The sequence below is a fragment of the Streptomyces sp. SID5464 genome, assembly GCF_009862985.1.
GTDB classification, from domain to species: domain Bacteria; phylum Actinomycetota; class Actinomycetes; order Streptomycetales; family Streptomycetaceae; genus Streptomyces; species Streptomyces chartreusis_D.
This window is the reverse complement of sequence record NZ_WWIQ01000075.1, coordinates 67,068-84,222: the sequence shown is the minus strand read 5'-3', so window position 1 is coordinate 84,222 and position 17,155 is coordinate 67,068. Positions and strand designations below refer to the sequence as shown.

General features: G+C 71.8%; 17 protein-coding genes and 1 pseudogene. 7 read left to right on the top strand and 11 right to left on the bottom strand.

Annotated features, from left to right (window positions below; all coding sequences use genetic code 11):
- Positions 1 to 10: 10 nt before the first annotated feature.
- Positions 11 to 526 (bottom strand): Lrp/AsnC family transcriptional regulator, encoded by a 516-nt coding sequence (locus tag GTY47_RS36645; protein ID WP_010041053.1) that lies wholly within the window; start codon positions 524 to 526, stop codon positions 11 to 13.
- A gap of 121 nt (positions 527 to 647) precedes the next feature.
- Between GTY47_RS36645 and GTY47_RS36640 the strand changes: the two genes are divergently transcribed.
- Genes GTY47_RS36640 through GTY47_RS36625 form a run of 4 tightly spaced genes read left to right on the top strand, consistent with a single transcriptional unit; the run spans position 648 to position 4,708 of the window.
- Positions 648 to 1,397, top strand: a complete 750-nt coding sequence (locus GTY47_RS36640; protein WP_010041051.1) for a LytTR family DNA-binding domain-containing protein — start codon at positions 648 to 650, stop codon at positions 1,395 to 1,397.
- 2 nt (positions 1,398 to 1,399) lie between these two features.
- On the top strand, positions 1,400 to 1,759 hold the full coding sequence (locus GTY47_RS36635) for a hypothetical protein (RefSeq protein ID WP_029181255.1): 360 nt from the start codon (positions 1,400 to 1,402) through the stop codon (positions 1,757 to 1,759).
- A 25-nt stretch (positions 1,760 to 1,784) separates the two neighbouring features.
- Positions 1,785 to 3,497, top strand: coding sequence for a cation acetate symporter (locus GTY47_RS36630; RefSeq protein WP_010041047.1), 1,713 nt, complete (start codon positions 1,785 to 1,787; stop codon positions 3,495 to 3,497).
- Positions 3,494 to 4,708, top strand: coding sequence for a histidine kinase (locus tag GTY47_RS36625; RefSeq protein ID WP_010041045.1), 1,215 nt, complete (start codon positions 3,494 to 3,496; stop codon positions 4,706 to 4,708). The genes GTY47_RS36630 and GTY47_RS36625 overlap by 4 nt, the downstream gene beginning before the upstream one ends.
- Before the next feature lie 4 nt (positions 4,709 to 4,712).
- On the opposite strand, the gene GTY47_RS36620 is transcribed toward GTY47_RS36625, so the two are convergent.
- Both GTY47_RS36620 and GTY47_RS36615 read right to left on the bottom strand, forming a co-directional pair.
- Positions 4,713 to 4,892 carry a hypothetical protein gene (locus tag GTY47_RS36620; protein ID WP_010041043.1) on the bottom strand — a complete coding sequence of 60 codons (180 nt, stop codon included), beginning with the start codon at positions 4,890 to 4,892 and terminating at the stop codon, positions 4,713 to 4,715.
- Positions 4,893 to 4,905: 13 nt separating this feature from the next.
- Positions 4,906 to 6,732 (bottom strand): serine/threonine-protein kinase, encoded by a 1,827-nt coding sequence (locus GTY47_RS36615; RefSeq protein WP_010041042.1) that lies wholly within the window; start codon positions 6,730 to 6,732, stop codon positions 4,906 to 4,908.
- 61 nt (positions 6,733 to 6,793) lie between these two features.
- Here GTY47_RS36615 and GTY47_RS36610 point away from each other — a divergent pair, with 61 nt between their 5' ends.
- The gene (locus GTY47_RS36610) at positions 6,794 to 7,078 is read left to right on the top strand and encodes a hypothetical protein (protein WP_161286432.1); all 285 of its coding nucleotides are present in this window, start codon (positions 6,794 to 6,796) and stop codon (positions 7,076 to 7,078) included.
- Positions 7,079 to 7,203: 125 nt separating this feature from the next.
- Here GTY47_RS36610 and GTY47_RS42000 read toward each other — a convergent pair.
- From GTY47_RS42000 to GTY47_RS36590, 5 genes and pseudogenes are all read right to left on the bottom strand, one after another.
- Positions 7,204 to 8,100 (bottom strand): annotated as a pseudogene (locus GTY47_RS42000) (PASTA domain-containing protein); the annotation flags it as partial.
- 121 nt (positions 8,101 to 8,221) lie between these two features.
- Entirely contained in the window at positions 8,222 to 9,172 is a 951-nt protein-coding gene (locus tag GTY47_RS36605; protein WP_010041037.1) for a cytochrome c oxidase assembly protein, read from the bottom strand.
- A 154-nt stretch (positions 9,173 to 9,326) separates the two neighbouring features.
- The gene (locus GTY47_RS36600; protein ID WP_010041036.1) at positions 9,327 to 10,352 is read right to left on the bottom strand and encodes a 6-phosphofructokinase; all 1,026 of its coding nucleotides are present in this window, start codon (positions 10,350 to 10,352) and stop codon (positions 9,327 to 9,329) included.
- A gap of 202 nt (positions 10,353 to 10,554) precedes the next feature.
- Positions 10,555 to 11,283 (bottom strand): glutamine amidotransferase, encoded by a 729-nt coding sequence (locus GTY47_RS36595; protein WP_010041035.1) that lies wholly within the window; start codon positions 11,281 to 11,283, stop codon positions 10,555 to 10,557.
- A 28-nt stretch (positions 11,284 to 11,311) separates the two neighbouring features.
- Positions 11,312 to 12,550: a MurT ligase domain-containing protein gene (locus tag GTY47_RS36590; protein ID WP_010041034.1), complete on the bottom strand. Its 1,239-nt coding sequence runs from the start codon at positions 12,548 to 12,550 to the stop codon at positions 11,312 to 11,314.
- A gap of 159 nt (positions 12,551 to 12,709) precedes the next feature.
- Between GTY47_RS36590 and def the strand changes: the two genes are divergently transcribed.
- On the top strand, positions 12,710 to 13,249 hold the full coding sequence (def, locus tag GTY47_RS36585; protein WP_010041032.1) for a peptide deformylase: 540 nt from the start codon (positions 12,710 to 12,712) through the stop codon (positions 13,247 to 13,249).
- Between the two features lie 101 nt (positions 13,250 to 13,350).
- On the opposite strand, the gene GTY47_RS36580 is transcribed toward def, so the two are convergent.
- On the bottom strand, positions 13,351 to 13,995 hold the full coding sequence (locus GTY47_RS36580) for a TetR family transcriptional regulator (RefSeq protein WP_010041030.1): 645 nt from the start codon (positions 13,993 to 13,995) through the stop codon (positions 13,351 to 13,353).
- A gap of 172 nt (positions 13,996 to 14,167) precedes the next feature.
- On the opposite strand from GTY47_RS36580, the gene GTY47_RS36575 reads away from it, so the two are divergent.
- Positions 14,168 to 15,394, top strand: a complete 1,227-nt coding sequence (locus GTY47_RS36575) for an acyl-CoA dehydrogenase family protein (protein ID WP_010041027.1) — start codon at positions 14,168 to 14,170, stop codon at positions 15,392 to 15,394.
- Here GTY47_RS36575 and GTY47_RS36570 read toward each other — a convergent pair.
- On the bottom strand, positions 15,316 to 15,813 hold the full coding sequence (locus GTY47_RS36570) for a hypothetical protein (protein ID WP_158688415.1): 498 nt from the start codon (positions 15,811 to 15,813) through the stop codon (positions 15,316 to 15,318). The genes GTY47_RS36575 and GTY47_RS36570 overlap by 79 nt on opposite strands.
- Positions 15,810 to 17,024: a cytochrome P450 gene (locus GTY47_RS36565; protein ID WP_010041024.1), complete on the bottom strand. Its 1,215-nt coding sequence runs from the start codon at positions 17,022 to 17,024 to the stop codon at positions 15,810 to 15,812. Before GTY47_RS36565 ends, GTY47_RS36570 begins: the two co-directional genes overlap by 4 nt.
- Between the last annotated feature and the right edge of the window lie 131 nt (positions 17,025 to 17,155).

Here is a 17,155-nt window from a genome sequence, read left to right as displayed (position 1 = left end):
TTCGGGCCGGTCAGCGCACGTCTGCTGCGCCGCCCGGGGCCTCCTCCGGCGCCGGGTGGCTGGCACCCGCCTCCGGGCTCTCCGGAAGCAGATGGGACAGCACCATCACGCTGATGGTCTTCCGGATGAACGGCTCCTGGCGGATCCGCTCCAGCACCTCCTCGAAGTGCTCCACGTCCCGCGCCCGCACATGCAGCAGCGCGTCCGCACCACCGGTCACGGTCATCGCCGCGGTGATCTCCGGGTAGTCGCGCACGACCTCCGCGAGCCGCCGCGGCGGGGCCGCGCCCTCGCAGTACACCTCGACGTAGGCCTCGGTCCGCCAGCCCAGCGCCGACGGCTTCACCGTGGCCGTGAACCCGGTGATCACGCCCGTCTCCCGCAACCGGTCGACCCGGCGCTTGACCGCCGTGGCGGACAGCCCGATCGCCGTGCCGATCTCGGCGAAGGACGTCCGGGCGTTCGCCATCAACGCGGTGATGATCTTCCGGTCGAGTTCGTCGAACGGCGTGGACCTGCTGTTCATGCGGGCACTGTATCCACCGGCACCCCACCCCGCGCCCGGCCCGACGCGGCCACCGCATCCAGCGCGAACGTCCACCCGGCGCATGTCCAGACGTACCGATCGCCCCCTACACTCCGGGTTCATGCTGCGCGCCCTGGCTGTCGACGACGAACGCCCCTCGCTGGAGGAACTGCTCTACCTGCTGCAGGCGGACCCCCGCATCGGCAGCGCGGAGGGCGCCGGCGACGCGACCGAGGCGCTGCGCCGCATCAACCGGGCCCTGGAGTCCGGCCCGGGCGGGCCCGAGGCGATCGACGTCGTCTTCCTCGACATCCAGATGCCCGGCCTCGACGGCCTCGACCTGGCCCGGCTGCTCACCGGGTTCGCCCGGCCGCCGCTCGTCGTGTTCGTCACCGCCCACGAGGACTTCGCCGTGCAGGCCTTCGACCTCAAGGCCGTCGACTACGTCCTCAAGCCCGTCCGCAAGGAACGGCTCGCCGAGGCCGTACGGCGCGCCGCCGAGCTCCGCGGCACCGCACCCCGCATCCCCGTGAGCGAACCCGATCCCGACCACATACCCGTCGAGCTCGGCGGCGTGACCCGCTTCGTCGCCGTCGACGACATCACCCACGTCGAGGCCCAGGGCGACTACGCCCGGCTGCACACCGACAAGGGCAGCCACCTGGTCCGCATCCCGCTGTCCACCCTGGAGGAGCGCTGGCGCTCCCGCGGCTTCGTCCGCATCCACCGCCGCCACCTCGTCGCCCTGCGCCACATCGGCGAACTCCGCCTCGACGCGGGCACCGTCAGCGTCCTCGTCGGCTCCGAGGAACTCCAGGTCAGCCGGCGCCACGCGCGCGAACTGCGCGACCTGCTCATGAGGAGGACGTGACGGTGCCCCAGGACCACACCGAGCGCCGCGTCGTCGTCACCGGCCCGCCCCGCCAGTCCGGCAGGGCCTCCGGCTACTACCGCCCACGCACCGAGATCGACGAGCAGACCACCCTCGGTCACACCTACGTCCGGTCCCTGATGCGCACCCAACTGCGCGCCGGCCTCACCGTCTTCGCGATCCTCGGCCTGCTCATCGGCCCGCTCCCGCTGCTGTTCGCGGCGATGCCCGACACCCGCCGCCTGGAGTGGGCCGTCCTCGGCTTCGGCCTCTACGCCCCGCTGGTCCTGCTCGCCCGCTGGTACGTCCGCCGCGCCGAGCGCAACGAGCGCGACTTCGTACGCCTCGTCGAAGACCGATGAACGACGACCGAACTGGCGCCCGCCGATGAACTCCAACTACGCCGTCCCCGCCGTCGCCCTGGTCGTCGTCGCGACGGTCCTGGTCGGCGCCTTCGGCCTGCGCATCTCCCGCACGACCTCCGACTTCTACGTCGCCTCCCGCACCGTCGGCCCCCGCCTCAACGCCGCCGCCATCAGCGGCGAGTACCTCTCCGCCGCCTCCTTCCTGGGTATAGCGGGCCTGGTCCTGGTCCAGGGGCCCGACATGCTCTGGTACCCGGTCGGCTACACCGCCGGCTACCTGGTCCTGCTCCTCTTCGTCGCGGCCCCGCTGCGTCGCTCCGGCGCCTACACCCTCCCCGACTTCGCGGAGGCCCGCCTCGCCTCCCAGGCCGTGCGGCGGCTGGCCGGTGCCTTCGTCGTCGGTGTCGGCTGGCTGTATCTGCTGCCCCAGCTCCAGGGCGCGGGACTCACCCTGACCGTGCTGACCGGGGCGCCCGACTGGCTCGGCGGAGTGATCGTCGCCGTCGTCGTGACCGCCACCGTCGCCGCCGGCGGCATGCGCAGCATCACCTTCGTCCAGGCCTTCCAGTACTGGCTGAAGCTCACCGCGCTGCTCGTCCCCGCCCTGTTCCTGGTCCTCGCCTGGCAGAGCGACGGAGCTCCCCGCCACGCCTTCGACGAACCGGCCACCTTCCGCGAGCAGCGCGTCGTCCGCGTCGGCGACAGCATCGACCTGAAACTGGACCGGCCCCTCACCGTCACGGTCACCGGCACCGTGGACGGCCGTACGCACACCGGTACCCGCCTCGATCTCCCCGCCGGCACCCACCGCGTCGAACGCGGCACCCGGCTCACGTTCGCCGAGGGGGCGGCCGTCCCCGAGGCGCAGCGCAGCGGCGGCGGCGACCTGTCGCCCGCACAGGCCGAGAGCCGCGAGGAACGCCCGCTGTACGCCACGTACGGGCTGATCCTCGCCACGTTCCTCGGCACCATGGGCCTGCCGCACGTCGTGGTCCGCTTCTACACCAGCCCGCACGGCGTCGCGGCCCGCCGCACCACCGTCGTGGTCCTCGGCCTGGTCGGCGCCTTCTACCTCCTGCCACCCCTCTACGGCGCCCTCGGCCGCCTCTACGCACCCGAACTCACCCTCACCGGCGACACGGACGCCGCCGTCCTTCTGCTGCCCGACCGCATCATCGGGGGAGTGGGCGGCGACCTCCTGGGCGCGCTGGTGGCGGGCGGCGCCTTCGCCGCGTTCCTGTCCACGGCCTCGGGGCTCACCATGGCCGTCGCGGGCGTGCTCACCCAGGACGTCCTGCCCGCGCGCGGCGTACGGCACTTCCGGCTCGGGACCGTCCTCGCGATGGCCATGCCGCTCGCGGCGAGCGTCCTGGTCGGCGGGCTCCCGGTGGCCGACGCGGTGGGGCTCGCCTTCGCCGTGTCCGCGTCGTCGTTCTGCCCGCTGCTCGTCCTCGGCATCTGGTGGCGGCGGCTCACCCCGCCCGGCGCGGCCGCCGGCATGCTGGTCGGCGGCGGCTCGGCCCTGCTCGCCGTCGCCGCGACCATGGCGGGCTACCCGGGAAAGGGCGCGCTGCACGCCCTGCTCGCCTGGCCCGCGCTCTGGTCGGTGCCGCTGGGCTTCCTCACCATGATCCTGGTGTCCCTGGCCACCCCCGGCCGGGTGCCGCCGGCCACGGCGGCGGTCCTGGCCCGGTTCCACCTGCCCGAGGAACTGCGCACGGAGGTGACGGCATGAGCGGATTCCTGGCCGGCCTGTGCGTCGCCGTGCTCCCGGTCCTGGCCGTGGGAGTCTGGCTGGGCCGCCGCACGGCACGCCCCAAGAGCCTCGGCGGCCTGGGCACCCCCGTCGAACACGCCACCTTCGAGACCCTGCACACCGCCTCCCTCGCCGCACCCCCGCTGCGGGCCGGGCTGACGGAGGAGACGGCCCGCAAGTCCGCCCGCAAACTGCGCTCCCTGCTCGGCACGGACGCCCTCTGCCTGACCGACCGCAAGCAGGTCCTGGTCTGGGACGGCGACGGCGCCCACCACCGCAGCGAGATCATGGGGCGCCTCGCCGGACCTCTGGAGACCGGCCGCGGCGAGGCCTTCCAGCTGACCTGCGACCTCCTCGACTGCCCGGTGCGCTGGGCGGTCGTCGCCCCGCTCACCGTCGACGACCGGGTGCACGGCGCCCTCGTCGCCTGCGCGCCCCGCGAGTCCGCGGTCCTCGTCCGGGCGGCCGGCGAGGTGGCCCGCTGGGTGTCCGTACAGCTGGAGCTGGCGGATCTGGACCAGTCTCGCACCCGCCTCATCGAGGCCGAGATCAAGGCGCTGCGGGCTCAGATATCCCCGCACTTCATCTTCAACTCGCTCGCGGTGATCGCCTCGTTCGTCCGGACCGACCCCGAGCGTGCCCGCGAACTGCTCCTGGAATTCGCCGACTTCACCCGCTACTCGTTCCGCCGGCACGGCGACTTCACCACGCTCGCCGACGAACTGCACGCCATCGACCACTATCTGGCGCTCGTGCGGGCACGCTTCGGCGACCGCCTCTCCGTCACCCTCCAGATCGCCCCGGAGGTGCTGCCCGTCGCCCTGCCCTTCCTGTGTCTCCAGCCGCTCGTCGAGAACGCCGTCAAGCACGGCTTGGAGGGCAAGGCGGTGTCCTCGGGCAAGTGCCACATCCAGATCACCGCCCAGGACGCGGGTGCCGAGGCCCTGGTCGTCATCGAGGACGACGGCGCCGGCATGGACCCCGACCTGCTCGGCCGCATCCTGGCCCGCGAGGTCAGCCCCTCGGGCGGCATAGGGCTCTCCAACGTCGACGACCGGCTCCGCCAGGTCTACGGCGACGACCACGGCCTCGTCATCGAGACCGCCATGGGCGCGGGCATGAAGATCACCGTCCGGCTTCCCAAGTACCAGCCGGGCGTGCATTCGGCCGGACGGCTGACCCGGGAGTGAGTCCTCAGGTGCTCTTCGTGGTGACCACCATCCCGAGGGTGATCAGGCCCAGGACGACCCAGCCGAACCACAGCCAGCCGTTGCTGCCCAGCGCCACCGTGTAGGCCGTCACCAGGACGAGGCCGCCGACGGTGACGACTCCCATGGTCTTCGTCGCGTTCGAACCGTTCGTGGAACCGGGCATCGCAACACCCTCCTCATGGTTCTGTCCCCTCCATGGTGCCCCCGTTCTGCCTCCTGACGGTGCAGACGACGACATGAGTACCGGATTTCCAGGGTCCGTCGCTGGTCCACGAACCCGCTTCGTAGACGGACGGGTCGAAGCCGTAGTCGCGCGGCGCCACCTCCCGGGCGCATGCCGCGTCCGACGAGGTCCGCGCCTCGGCGAGCGTCACATCGGCGCCCAGTCGGGTGAACCCCAGCACCTGCTGGTCGTACCGCCCGCCGCACGGCACCAGCCGCGCCTCCCGGTTCGAACGGACGTCCAGGCAGTCCCGCTTCTGCATGGTCGCGGTGTCGGCGAACGGCGTACCGAACCTACGTCGCTCCCCGAGCGGCCCGTACAGCGGCCCGTGCGCGCCCAGCACCAGGCAGGCGGTGCGCCGCCCCGCCGCCTCGAACCCGGCGCCGCTCGGCACGACGGCGTGGCTGCGGACATCGGCGAGCCGGTCCCGCAGCTCCCGGGTCAGCTCCTCGCACCGGACCGGTCCCAGCTTCCGCGCCTCGTCCGGCGAGGCCGCCTCGGCGAACGCCACCACCTGCCCGTCGGGCGCCTGGTCCCGGCAGGTCGGGTCCAGGGAGAGCCGGGGCGTGCCGGCGAACCGGGTCCCGCCCGGCCAGTCCGCGAGCACACAGTCCCCGTCCGCGAGCGGCTTCCCCAGCCCCACGGCCTCCCCGTACGGCCGGGCCGTCCCACCGCCCGCCCGGTCGGCCAGCGCGTACCAGACGCCGCCGAGCGCGAGGACCAGCCCGAGACCGCAGGCGGCGACGGCCCGGAGGGCGGGGGAGCGCCGCCTTCGCCGTGCGCCGGGCGCGGTGACGCCGGGCGTGGCGGTGACCGGTCCGGAACCGTCCGGCCCGGCCGTGGGCGCGGGCGGGGTCTCCCAGGGGGACGGCGATCCGGGATCCGTCCTGGTCCGCTCGAACGCCTCCACGTGGGGCGTGACGAGCCCCGACAGCGCGGCCTCGGCCTCCTGGGCGGTCATCCGCAGCTCCGGATCCTTGGCGAGCAGCCCGTGCAGCACGGGTTCCAGAGCCCCGGCCCGTACCGGCGCGAGCGGCTCCTCCATGACCGCCGCGGTGAGCGCCGCCAGGTGCGACTCGCGCTCGAAGGGGCCGCGGCCCTCGACGCCGAAGTACAGCGTGCAGCCCAGGGAGAAGAGGTCGGCGGCCGGCGTCGGCGTACCGCCGGACGCACGCTCAGGCGCCAGATACCCCGCCGTGCCGACCAGCACGGACGCCCTCGTGTACCGCGTCTCACCGCCGTCCGGCTGCACGGAGATGCCGTAGTCGGTGAGCAGTACCCGCCCGTACGGTGAGCCCGCGCGGTCCGGCGCGAGCAGGATGTTGGCCGGCTTCACGTCCCGGTGCATCACACCCCGCTCGTGCCCCGCGGTCAGCGCGTCCAGCACGGCCAGACCGACGCGGGCACACTCGGCCGGGGCGAGCGGCCCGCGCCGGGTCACCAGCTCCCGCAGGTCGACGGCGCCCGCCACGTACTCCATGACGATCCACGGCAGCCCCTCGTGCTCCAGCACGTCGTGCACCGTCACCACGTGCGGGTGTCCGCGCAGCCCGGCCGCGTGCCGGGCCTCCGCCCGGGCCCGGGCGACCCGCGCCTCCCTCTCGTTTCCGGCTTCGGCCGGGTCGCGGAACACGATCTCCTTGAGCGCGACCTCGCAGGCGAGTTTCTGGTCGTGGGCGAGCCAGACGTGCCCCATGCCGCCGCTGCCGAGCCGGCGCAGCAGCAGATAACGGCCGGCGATGATCCGGCCCGCTCCCGACCTCGGTGATCCTGAGGACATCCGGTGACTCCAGGGTTCGGCGGGGGTGCGGTCCTAGACATTGGTGCTCGGGGTGGGCGGGGTGGTCGCCGGAGCGCTGGACGCGGGGGCAGTCGTCACAGGGGCAGTCGTCGCCGGAGCGCTGGACGCGGGCGTGCTGTTCGTCGGCGGCGGCGCGCTGCTCGTGACCGGTGCACCTGTGGGAGGCGAGACAGTCGCCGGGGGAGGCGAACCGGTGACCCGCGGGGGAGCCGAGCTGGTGACCTGCGGAGGTGAGCCGGTCGCCGTGGGCGGTGTGCTGCTCCTGGGCGCGGCGCTCGCCTCAGACGGCGGCGCGGAGCTGGGCGGCGCCTTCGACGGGGACTGACGGGAAGGCGTGGGCCCGGTACTCGTCGGAGGCCTGGAGCCGACAGGGGGAGCGGAGGACGCCGATGGCGCGGGTGCCGACGTACGCCGCCCCTCCGTCCCCGGCTCCGCCGCCACGCTCAGCGTCACATACGCCCCGAACCGCAGCTCGACACCCGCTCCCGGGTCGGACGCGATGACCCGCGCACGGTCCGGAGGCGGCCCCCCGCCCCTGAACGCGACCGCAAGCCCCGCATCGGCCAGCCGCCGGCTCGCCTCCCCGAACGTCGTCCCGGCGAGACGCGGCACGGCCCGCCGCTCCGTCGCGTCGAACCCGGCGTCGGCCTCACCGGTCGTGCCGACGGGCCGCTCGATGCCCCGGCCGGGGTCCTGGACGTCGACGAGGGCGATGCGCTCCAGCTTCCGGGGAGCGGGCCGTACGACCACCACCTCGGCACGGTCGTATCCCCGCCACTTCTCGTTGCCGTCCCCGAACGTGACGGATATCCGGCTCGTGTCGCCCTCGAAGGGCCGCAGCGGATTTCCGCACGAACATTTGACCGACGGGAGCCCCTGCTCGTCGACGAGAATCGCGATTCCCGCCTGGAGCAGGGCACGGAAGGGAACGGCCTTTCCCTTTTTGTAGTCGTGGTTCAGTGCGAGGGTGTCGTGACGCAGGAGAACCGGTGTGAGCCGGTCGAGATATCCCGGAATCTCGTCCGTGCGGAGGTCGAGGGCGGCCGCCCACACCCGCGCCTTACGGGCGTTCCGCGGCGCGGTGAGGAACCGCTTCAGCCGCTCGACATCACAGATCCCCGGCTGCTTCGTCCCTCCGTACAGCCCAGGCGTGTCCCCCTGCTGCAGGCCACCCGGCACGGCCCGCGACCGCACCTGCCCGTCCCGGCCGAGCCCGCTGTCCTCGGCGAAGAAGGGCGCCAGGGACGGAACTCCCGCGGCGACCGCCTTCACCTCGAACAAGGACCCGCCCGAATCGCACCCCCCGAGAGCCAGCAGAAAAGCGACCAGGACAGCGAACCTCCGCATCACCGCTCCCCCCTGCGGTTCCCCCGACGCGTTTCATGCTACTGAAGGAAAATGCTATTCAGCCGCGTTGTGGAGAAAGAGCAGAGCGAGGATGAACGGGCGCCTTGAGGCGGGGGAAAAGTCAGTTCCCGCGCGCGTGCAGCGAGCTCAAATAGGCGTTGTAAGCCTCGAGTTCCTTGTCCCCGTCGCGGTCGGCGGCCCGGTCCTCGCGCCTGGCCTGCCGCTGGTCCGAGGCGTACCACTGGAACAGCAGCGCGACCAGCACCAGCACGGACGGGATCTCGCTGAACGCCCAGGCGATGCCGCCCGCCGCGTTCTGGTCGGAGAGCGCCTCGATGCCGAGCGAGGCGGGCGGGTTCTTGAACGTCTCGACCATCGGCTCGGACGCCATCATCAGCGCGATGCCGAAGAACGCGTGGAACGGCATGCCCGCGAACAGCTCCAGCATCCGCATCAGATAGCCCGGCCGGTGCGGGCCCGGGTCCACGCCCATGATCGGCCAGAAGAACACCAGACCGACCGCGAGGAAGTGCACCATCATCCCGATGTGCCCCGCCTTGGAGCCCATCAGGGTGTCGAACAGCGGCGTGAAGTACAGCCCGTACAGGCTCGCGATGAACAGGGGGATGGTGAACGCCGGGTGCGTGACGATCCGCATGTACCGGCTGTGCAGGAACATCAGCAGCAGCTCCCGCGGTCCCTTGCGGCCTCGCCCCGCCGTCGGCAGCGCGCGCAGCGCGAGCGTGATCGGCGCACCGAGCAGGATCAGGATCGGCGACACCATGCTGATCACCATGTGCTGCACCATGTGCACGCTGAACATGACCATGCCGTAGTCGTTCAGCCGGGTGCACATCATGAGCACGATGCTCAGCACGCCGATGACGTAGGCGACCGTGCGCCCCACCGGCCACTTGTCCCCGCGCCGCACCAGCCGCGCGACACCCCACCCGTACAGCGCCAGTCCGGCCAGGCACGCGACGAGGAAGAACGGGTCCGCCGACCACTCCAGCCCTCGTCCCAGCGTGAACGGCGGCAGATCCATGGTCATGCCGTGCCCGCTGTGATCCATACCGCCGGCTCCTGTTTCGTGGGGGTGTGCAGCAATGTGTCCGCCCCAAGAGTAGAACCGCCCCCGGCCACACAGGTGACCGGGGGCGGACCAGGGGCGCGGACAACTGCGCGACAAGCCACACAGACCCCGCACCCGACGGATCAGCGCAGCCTCAGAGAACGCACTCCGCCTCTTCGTACCGATCGTCCGGCACGGTCTTCAGCGTCTCCACGGCCTCGGCCAACGGCACCATCACTATGTCGGTGCCCCGAAGGGCGGTCATCTGCCCGAACTCGCCCCGGTGCACCGCCTCCACCGCGTGCCACCCGAACCGCGTGGCCAGTACCCGGTCGTAGGCGGTCGGCGTCCCACCACGCTGCACATGCCCGAGGATCACCGGCCGGGCCTCCTTGCCGAGGCGTCCCTCCAGCTCGACCGACAGCTGACGGGCGATCCCGGCGAACCGCTCGTGCCCGTAGATGTCCTTGCCGCCCTCGTCGAACTCCATGGTCCCGGCGCGGGGCTTGGCCCCCTCCGCCGCCACCACGATCGCGAAGCGCTTGCCCGCCTCGAACCGTTCGCCGACCCGCCTGGTCAGCTCCTCTATGTCGAAGGGCCGCTCGGGTACGACGATGGCGTGCGCGCCGGCCGCCATGCCGGAGTGCAGCGCGATCCAGCCGGTGTGCCGGCCCATCACCTCCACGATCAGCACGCGCTGGTGGGACTCGGCGGTGGTCTTGAGCCGGTCGAGGGCCTCGGTCGCCACCCCCACGGCCGTGTCGAAGCCGAAGGTGACGTCCGTGACGGCGATGTCGTTGTCGATGGTCTTCGGCACGCCGACGATCGGCAGGCCGTTGTCGGACAGCAGCCGGGCAGCCTTGAGCGTGCCCTCGCCGCCGATGGGGATGATCGCGTCGAGCCCGAGTTCCTCGACGTGTCCCCTGGCCCGCTCCACGCCGTCCCGCAGGTGCTCGGGACGGACCCGGGAGGAGCCGAGGATCGTACCGCCGCGGGCGAGGATGCCACCCACCGCGTCGAGGTCGAGCTTGAGGTAGTCGCACTCCAGAAGGCCCTTCCAGCCGTCCCGGAAGCCGATGACCTCGTCGCCGTGGTCGACGACGGCGCGGTGCACGACGGACCGGATGACGGCGTTCAGGCCGGGGCAGTCGCCGCCGGACGTGAGGACACCAATGCGCATAGCCCGAAAAACCTTCTCAACGTGGGCCGGGACCGGACCACATTGTCCGGCTCGAATCCCCGCCACCCTAGCGGCAGGAGGGGGCCGGACCGAACCGTGCGTCCGCCTGCTGGACGACCCCGCTCACCTGTGCGGATGTGCCGTCAGACGGGCTGTTGACCAGCAGGTTGACGCGTCCTTTCGGTACGCTGCCGCGCAGCGCTCACGCGGGCTGCTGAGCAGCGGCGATGCGTTCGTTGCGCAGTGCCTCGTACCAGCGGTCGTCCGTGGGCGGCAGCGCGTTGACGTCGAGCGCCAGCTTCAGCAGCAGGTCCGCGATCAGCGGGTTGCGCGCCAGCACCGGGCCGTGCATGTACGTGCCGAAGACGGTGTCGTTGTACGCGCCTTCCGTGCCGTCACCCGTGCCGTTGCCGTTGCCGAAGCGCACCCGGGCGAGCGGGCGGGCGGTGGGGCCGAGGTGGGTGACGCCCTGGTGGTTCTCGAAGCCGGTCAGCGGGGGCAGGCCGAGGCGCGGGTCGATGTCGCCCAGCACGTCACCGACGCACCGGGCGCCCTCGCCGCGCACGGACACCACGTCCAGCAGACCGAGGCCGGGCTCGCGCTGCCCCAGGTCGTTGATGAACTCGTGGCCGAGGATCTGGTAGCCGGCGCACACGGAGAACACGATGGCGCCGTTCTCCACGGCCCGCTGCAGTCCGCCGTCCCGGCGCAGCCGCTCGGCCGCGAGCCGCTGCGGACGGTCCTCGCCGCCGCCGATCAGGTAGATGTCGCCGGAGGTCGGGATCGCCTGGTCGCTGCGCACGTCCAGCCGCGCCACGTCCAGGCCGCGCTGGCGGGCCCGGCGCTCCACGACCAGGACGTTGCCCTGGTCGCCGTAGGTGCTGAGCAGGTCGGGATAGACCCAGACGACCCGCAGTTGGTTGTCGCTCACAAAAGTCCCCTGACGTCTCGTCTCGTGCTCAGTTGCCGACCCGGCGGCGCAGGTCCTGGAACGCCGTGTAATTGGCGATGACCTCGATCCGGCCCGGCGGGCAGGCCTGCACGGCCTGGTCGAGGTTCTCGTAGACCTGGAAGTGCTGGTCGGCGACCTCCAGGCGCACCGCGAGGTCCAGCCGCCGGTCACCGACGACGCAGATCGGGTGGCCGGTCAGGCGCGTGTAGTCGACGTCCCACAGCCAGGAGGTGTCGGTGCCGTCGGCGGAGCGCGCGTTCACGGACAGGATGACCGGGGCGGGCGGCGGGTCGATCAGGGAGAACGTCTCCAGCCAGCCGGCCGGGTTCTTCGCGAGGAGGAGTCTGAGGTCACGGCCCTGGAACTGGACGACGTCGTACCGGCCGGCGACCGCCTGCACCTGGTACATGCGCTCCAGCGCGACCTGCGGCGGCACGCCGAACACGGCGGCGACGGCGGCCGAGGAGGCGGCGTTGGCCTTGTTGGCGCGGCCGGGCAGCTGGAGGTGGATCGGCCAGGCGGAGCCGTGCGGGTCCAGGACGTGGTCGCCGGAGAGCGCCCAGCTCGGCGTCGGACGGCGGAAGCCGCACTCGCCGCAGTACCAGTCGTCGCCCGGGCGCTGCATCACGCCACCGCACGACGGGCAGGACCAGGCGTCGTCCTTCCACATCTGACCGGCGGCGACCCAGATCACATTGGGGGAGGAGGAGGCCGCCCACACCACCAGCGGGTCGTCGCAGTTGGCCACCACCACGGCCTTGGAACCGGCGAGCCCCTCCCGCCAGTTCTCGGCGAGCATGCGGGTCTCGGCGGCGCGGTCGAGCTGGTCACGGGAGAGGTTGAGCAGGGCGATGCACTTCGGCGCGGTGTCCCGGGCGACGCCGGCGAGGTACTTCTCGTCGACCTCGATGACGCCGTACCGGGCGTCCGAGCTGCCCGCGAGGGCCGAGGTGATGCCGGCCGGCATGTTGGCGCCGAGCGCGTTGGAGACGACCGGTCCCGCGGCGCGCAGGGCCTCGGCGATGAGCCGGGTGGTCGTGGTCTTGCCGTTCGTCGCGGAGACCAGGATCACGTCCAGGTTCTGGGCGAGCCGGGCGAGGAGGTCGGGGTCGAGCTTGAGCGCCACCCGGCCGCCGATCACCGAACCGCTGCCGCGCCCCGCGGCGCGCGATGCCGCCGCGACCGCCTTGCCCGCGGTCACGGCCAGCTTGGCCCGCGGCGAGAGCGGGTCCGAGTTGCCTGCCATCAGTTCTCGATCCTCCTTGCGTACGCGCCGCGCCTTGAAGCCTGACGGCCACGTGGTGTGGACCTCAGCCTATCGAGATCCATTAGCACTCCCGAACCGCGGCACTGTGGTGAAGTCGTGTGGGAGGCGCGGAATGACAGGGACCTTACTCTTGCGGCCATGCGAAACAGCTCCATCCCCGGCGCCCACGGCCACGTGAGACCCCTCACCCTGCACGGCGACCCGCTCCTGCACGCACCCTGCGCGGAGGTCACCGATTTCGGCCCCGAACTGGCCCGGCTCGTCGAGGACTTGTTCGCGACCATGTACGCCGCCCAGGGCGTCGGACTCGCCGCCAACCAGATCGGCGAGCCGCTGCGGGTCTTCGTCTACGACTGCCCCGACGACGAGGACGTCCGGCACCTGGGCCACGTGGTCAACCCGCGCCTGGTCGAGGCGGACGGAGTGGTGATCCGGGGCCCGGAGGGCTGCCTGTCCCTACCGGGCCTGGAGGCGGCCACGGAACGCTACGACCACGCGGTGGTCGAGGGCTTCACGGTGACCGGGGACCCGGTCACCGTGCATGGAACGGGCTTCTTCGCCCGCTGCCTCCAGCACGAGTACGACCACTTGGACGGCCGTATCTACGCGGACCACCTCAAGGGCTGGCGCCATCGCAGGCTGATGCGCCAGGTGGCCAGGTCTTCTTGGGGTCGCTGAGGGTGACCTACCGTCTTTGGGGGCGCGGGGCTGTGTTCAATATGCGGCTCCGCCGCGTGGGCGGGAACAACCCCCACCGGCCGTCAGCCGAGACGCAACGGTCAGAACCCCGGACCCCCCATCCGGTCTCCCGCAGCCGCAAGCCGCCCCCACAACAGATCAGCCAGACTCCGCACCAACTCGGCCCGGGAACAAGGCCGTTCCCCCAGCCACCAGTCCCCGGCCGCATGCATCATGCCGACGATCCCGTGCCCCCACACGCGAGCGAGTTGCTGCCCACCCGGCCCGAGGTCCAGTCGCTCCTCGATGACCTGGGCCAGCTCCTCACCCATCCGTCGCAACAGCGGCGCACTGTGCTTGCCGACATCGAATCCCTGATCGCCCGGCTGGCTCCCCTCCGCCGGATGCATCAGGAACCGGTACACCTGCGGCCGCGCCTCGATCGCCGCGAGATACGTGTCCAGCGTCGCCTCGACCCGCTCCCGCCTCTCCGCCGGCGCGTCCAGGGCCGCCCGGAGCGAGTCCAGCAGCGCGTCCGTGTGCCGCTTGGCGAGGGCGGCGTATAGTCCGCCCTTGTCACCGAAGTGCCGGTAGAGGATCGGCTTGGTGATGCCGGCCTCCGCCGCGATCGCGTTCATCGAGGCATGCGGACCGTCGCGCAGCACCACTCGGTCGGCGGCTTCCAGCAGCTCACGCCGTCGGCGGTCGGCGGACCGTTGCTGGTCGGTCCGCTGCGTGGTGTCCATGTGCTCTCCCCACCCGTGCTGATTCGATGACGCCTGCGCAAACTAACACTCAAACATGCCCCGGACACCGAACGGGTGCCGACCGGTCGGTAGGAGTTGACTTCGACTACCCGCCGGTAACAGACTGGTGTTACCGCAAGTAACATGCATGTGTGCCGCTGGAGGGGACGACATGGCCGAGTTCACCATGGAGCTCAACGACGAACAGAAGGAGGTCCGGGACTGGCTGCACGGCTTCGCGGCCGATGTCATCCGCCCCGCGGCCGCCGAATGGGACGAGCGTGAGGAGACTCCCTGGCCGGTCATCCAGGAGGCCGCCAAGGTCGGCATCTACTCCCTGGACTTCTACGCCCAGCAGTACTTCGACCCCACCGGCCTCGGCATCCCCATGGCGATGGAGGAGCTGTTCTGGGGCGACGCGGGCATAGCCCTGTCCATCGTCGGCACCGGACTCGCCGCCGTCGGCGTCCTCGCCAACGGCACCGAGGAGCAGATCGGCACCTGGATCCCGCAGATGTACGGCGACGCCAATGACGTCAAGGTCGCCGCGTTCTGCTCCTCCGAGCCCGACGCCGGCTCCGACGTTGCCTCCATGCGCACCCGGGCCGTGTACGACGAGGCCAAGGACGAGTGGGTGATCAACGGCACCAAGACCTGGGCGACCAACGGCGGCATCGCCAACGTCCACGTCGTGGTCGCGGTCGTCGACCCCGAGCTCGGCTCCAAGGGGCACGCCTCCTTCATCATCCCGCCGGGCACCGAAGGCCTGTCCCAGGGGCAGAAGTTCAAGAAGCACGGCATCCGCGCCTCGCACACCGCCGAGGTCATCCTGGACAACGTGCGCGTTCCCGGCTCCTGCCTGCTCGGCGGCAAGGAGAAGCTGGACGAGCGGCTCGCCCGGGCGCGGGAGAAGGCCAAGCAGGGCGGGGAGCGCGTGAAGAACGCGGCGATGGCCACGTTCGAGGCGTCGCGCCCGGCGGTGGGGGCCATGGCGGTCGGTACGGCCCGGGCCGCCTACGAGGTCGCCCTCGACTACGCCAAGACCCGGGAGCAGTTCGGGCGGCCGATCATCGACAACCAGGGCGTGGCGTTCCAGCTCGCGGACATGCGCACCTCCATCGACGCGGCCCGGCTCCTCGTGTGGCGCGCCTCCTGGATGGCGGTCAACGGCAAGCCGTTCACGGCGGCCGAGGGCTCGATGTCCAAGCTGTTCGCGAGCGAGACGGCCAAGAAGGTCACGGCCCAGGCGATCCAGATCCTCGGCGGCAACGGCTACACGCGGGAGTACCCGGTGGAGCGGATGCACCGGGACGCGGCGATCTACACGATCTTCGAAGGCACCAGCGAGATCCAGCGCCTGGTGATCGCCCGGACGCTGTCGGGCACGCCGATCCGGTAACCGGCGTTCTCCTCCCGCGCGCACAGGGCGGCCCCCTCCTGGTCATGGAGGGGGCCGTTCACAGTCGCATCAGGATCACCGCCGCGGCGGCGGCCGTGATCGGTGCGCTCACCATCACCGGGTGCGGCTCCGGCGACACGGTCGTCGACAAAGCCCGAGGCCACGGCGTCCGCCAGGGCCGACAGCGGGCAGCAGGCCGCGAAGAAGCCCGCCGCGAAGGCGAGCGCCGCACCGGCCAAGTTCCAGTCCACCTTCGCCGACGTGACCGCCGGCCCGTCGATGTCCTCCGACGTCCGCCTGAAGCCCGGTGCGAAGGCGCTCGGCTGGGTCGTGTTCGAGGTGCCGAAGGCGTCGAAGACGGCAACGGTCCAGTTCGCGATGGACTCCGGTTTCGCCGCCTGCGGGCATCGCCGTCTCACCACGTCACGGGCAGGGCCTCGGGGTCGCGGATCAGCGCGCCCTTCCTGAACGGCACATCCTCGGCGGGGACGGCGAGCCGCAGTCCGGGCACGCCGTCGAGGAGCGCGTCGACCAGGAGTTCCGACTCCAGCCTGGCCAGCACACCGCCGGGGGCGTGGTGCGGGCCGAGGCCGAAGGAGACGTGCGGGTTCGGGTGGCGGATGAAGTCGATCGTCCCCGGACAGGGGAAGACGTCCGGGTCGCGGTTCGCGGCCCGGTACGACACGTAGATCGCGTCGCCCGCCCGGATCCGGACGCCCCCCGTCTCCACGTCCTCCAGGGCGATCCGCGACAGGCCGACCGCGTTGCGGTGCAGGATCCAGCGCAGCAGTTCGTCGACGGCCCGCGGGCGGATCTCCGGTTCGGCGCGCAGCCGCTCGCCGAGTTCGGGATGGGTCAGCAGGATGTGGAACACCTGGCCGCCGTTGGAGGTGACCGCCTCGCCGCCGATCTGGAGGAGCACCGCCAGGCCCACCGCCTCCCCCAGAGTGATCTCGCCGCGGCCCACGGCGGCGCCGAGCAGGGACGTGACGTCCTCGCCGGTGCCGCCCTCGCGCAGACCGATCAGGTCCGAGAAGTAGGCTCCCATCTCCTTCTTCGCCTTCTCGCCGGCGTCGGCGCCGTGCGAGGAGGACAGGACCAGCTGGGTCCAGGTGTGCATGCCCTGCCGGTCGGCGGCCGGGACGCCCATCAGCTCGCACACCACCGCGATGGGGAACGGGCTGAGCACGGTCTCGGTCAGGTCGGCCGGCGGGCCGTCCTGGAGCATCTCGTCGACCAGTTCCGCCAGCATGCGGCGGGACCGCTCGCGCACCCGCGCCACCCCGCGCGGCGTGAACGCCGCGGCGACGCTGCGGTGCAGCCGGGTGTGGTTCGGTGCGTCCAGGAAGCCGACCCCGCCACAGGCCGGGACGAAGTGCGGGGCCAGCCGTGTGACCTGCCGGTCCATGACGGCCTCCGGGCCGAAGCGCGGGTCCTCGGTCACCGTGCACACGTCGTCGCGGCGGGTGACCAGCCAGGCCCAGCCTTCCCCGTTGGGCAGCTTGATCCGGGTGACCGGACCCTCGTCCATCAGCTCGCGAGGGACCGGGCAGAAGTCCGCGCCGGACAGGTCGAGCGCGGGTCGGCCCCGGGCCGGGGGCGGCGTTTCGGTGATCGTCTCTTCGCTCATCTCACATCGTCTCGTCCGTGCGGTGCGAGCGGCCCGGCCTCGTAGAGCTCCAGCAACCACGATCACCCGGTGGGGCGCCGAACTCGCGCCGGACTACTCCGTATCGGGGACGCCGTGCCAGGCTCGTCCCG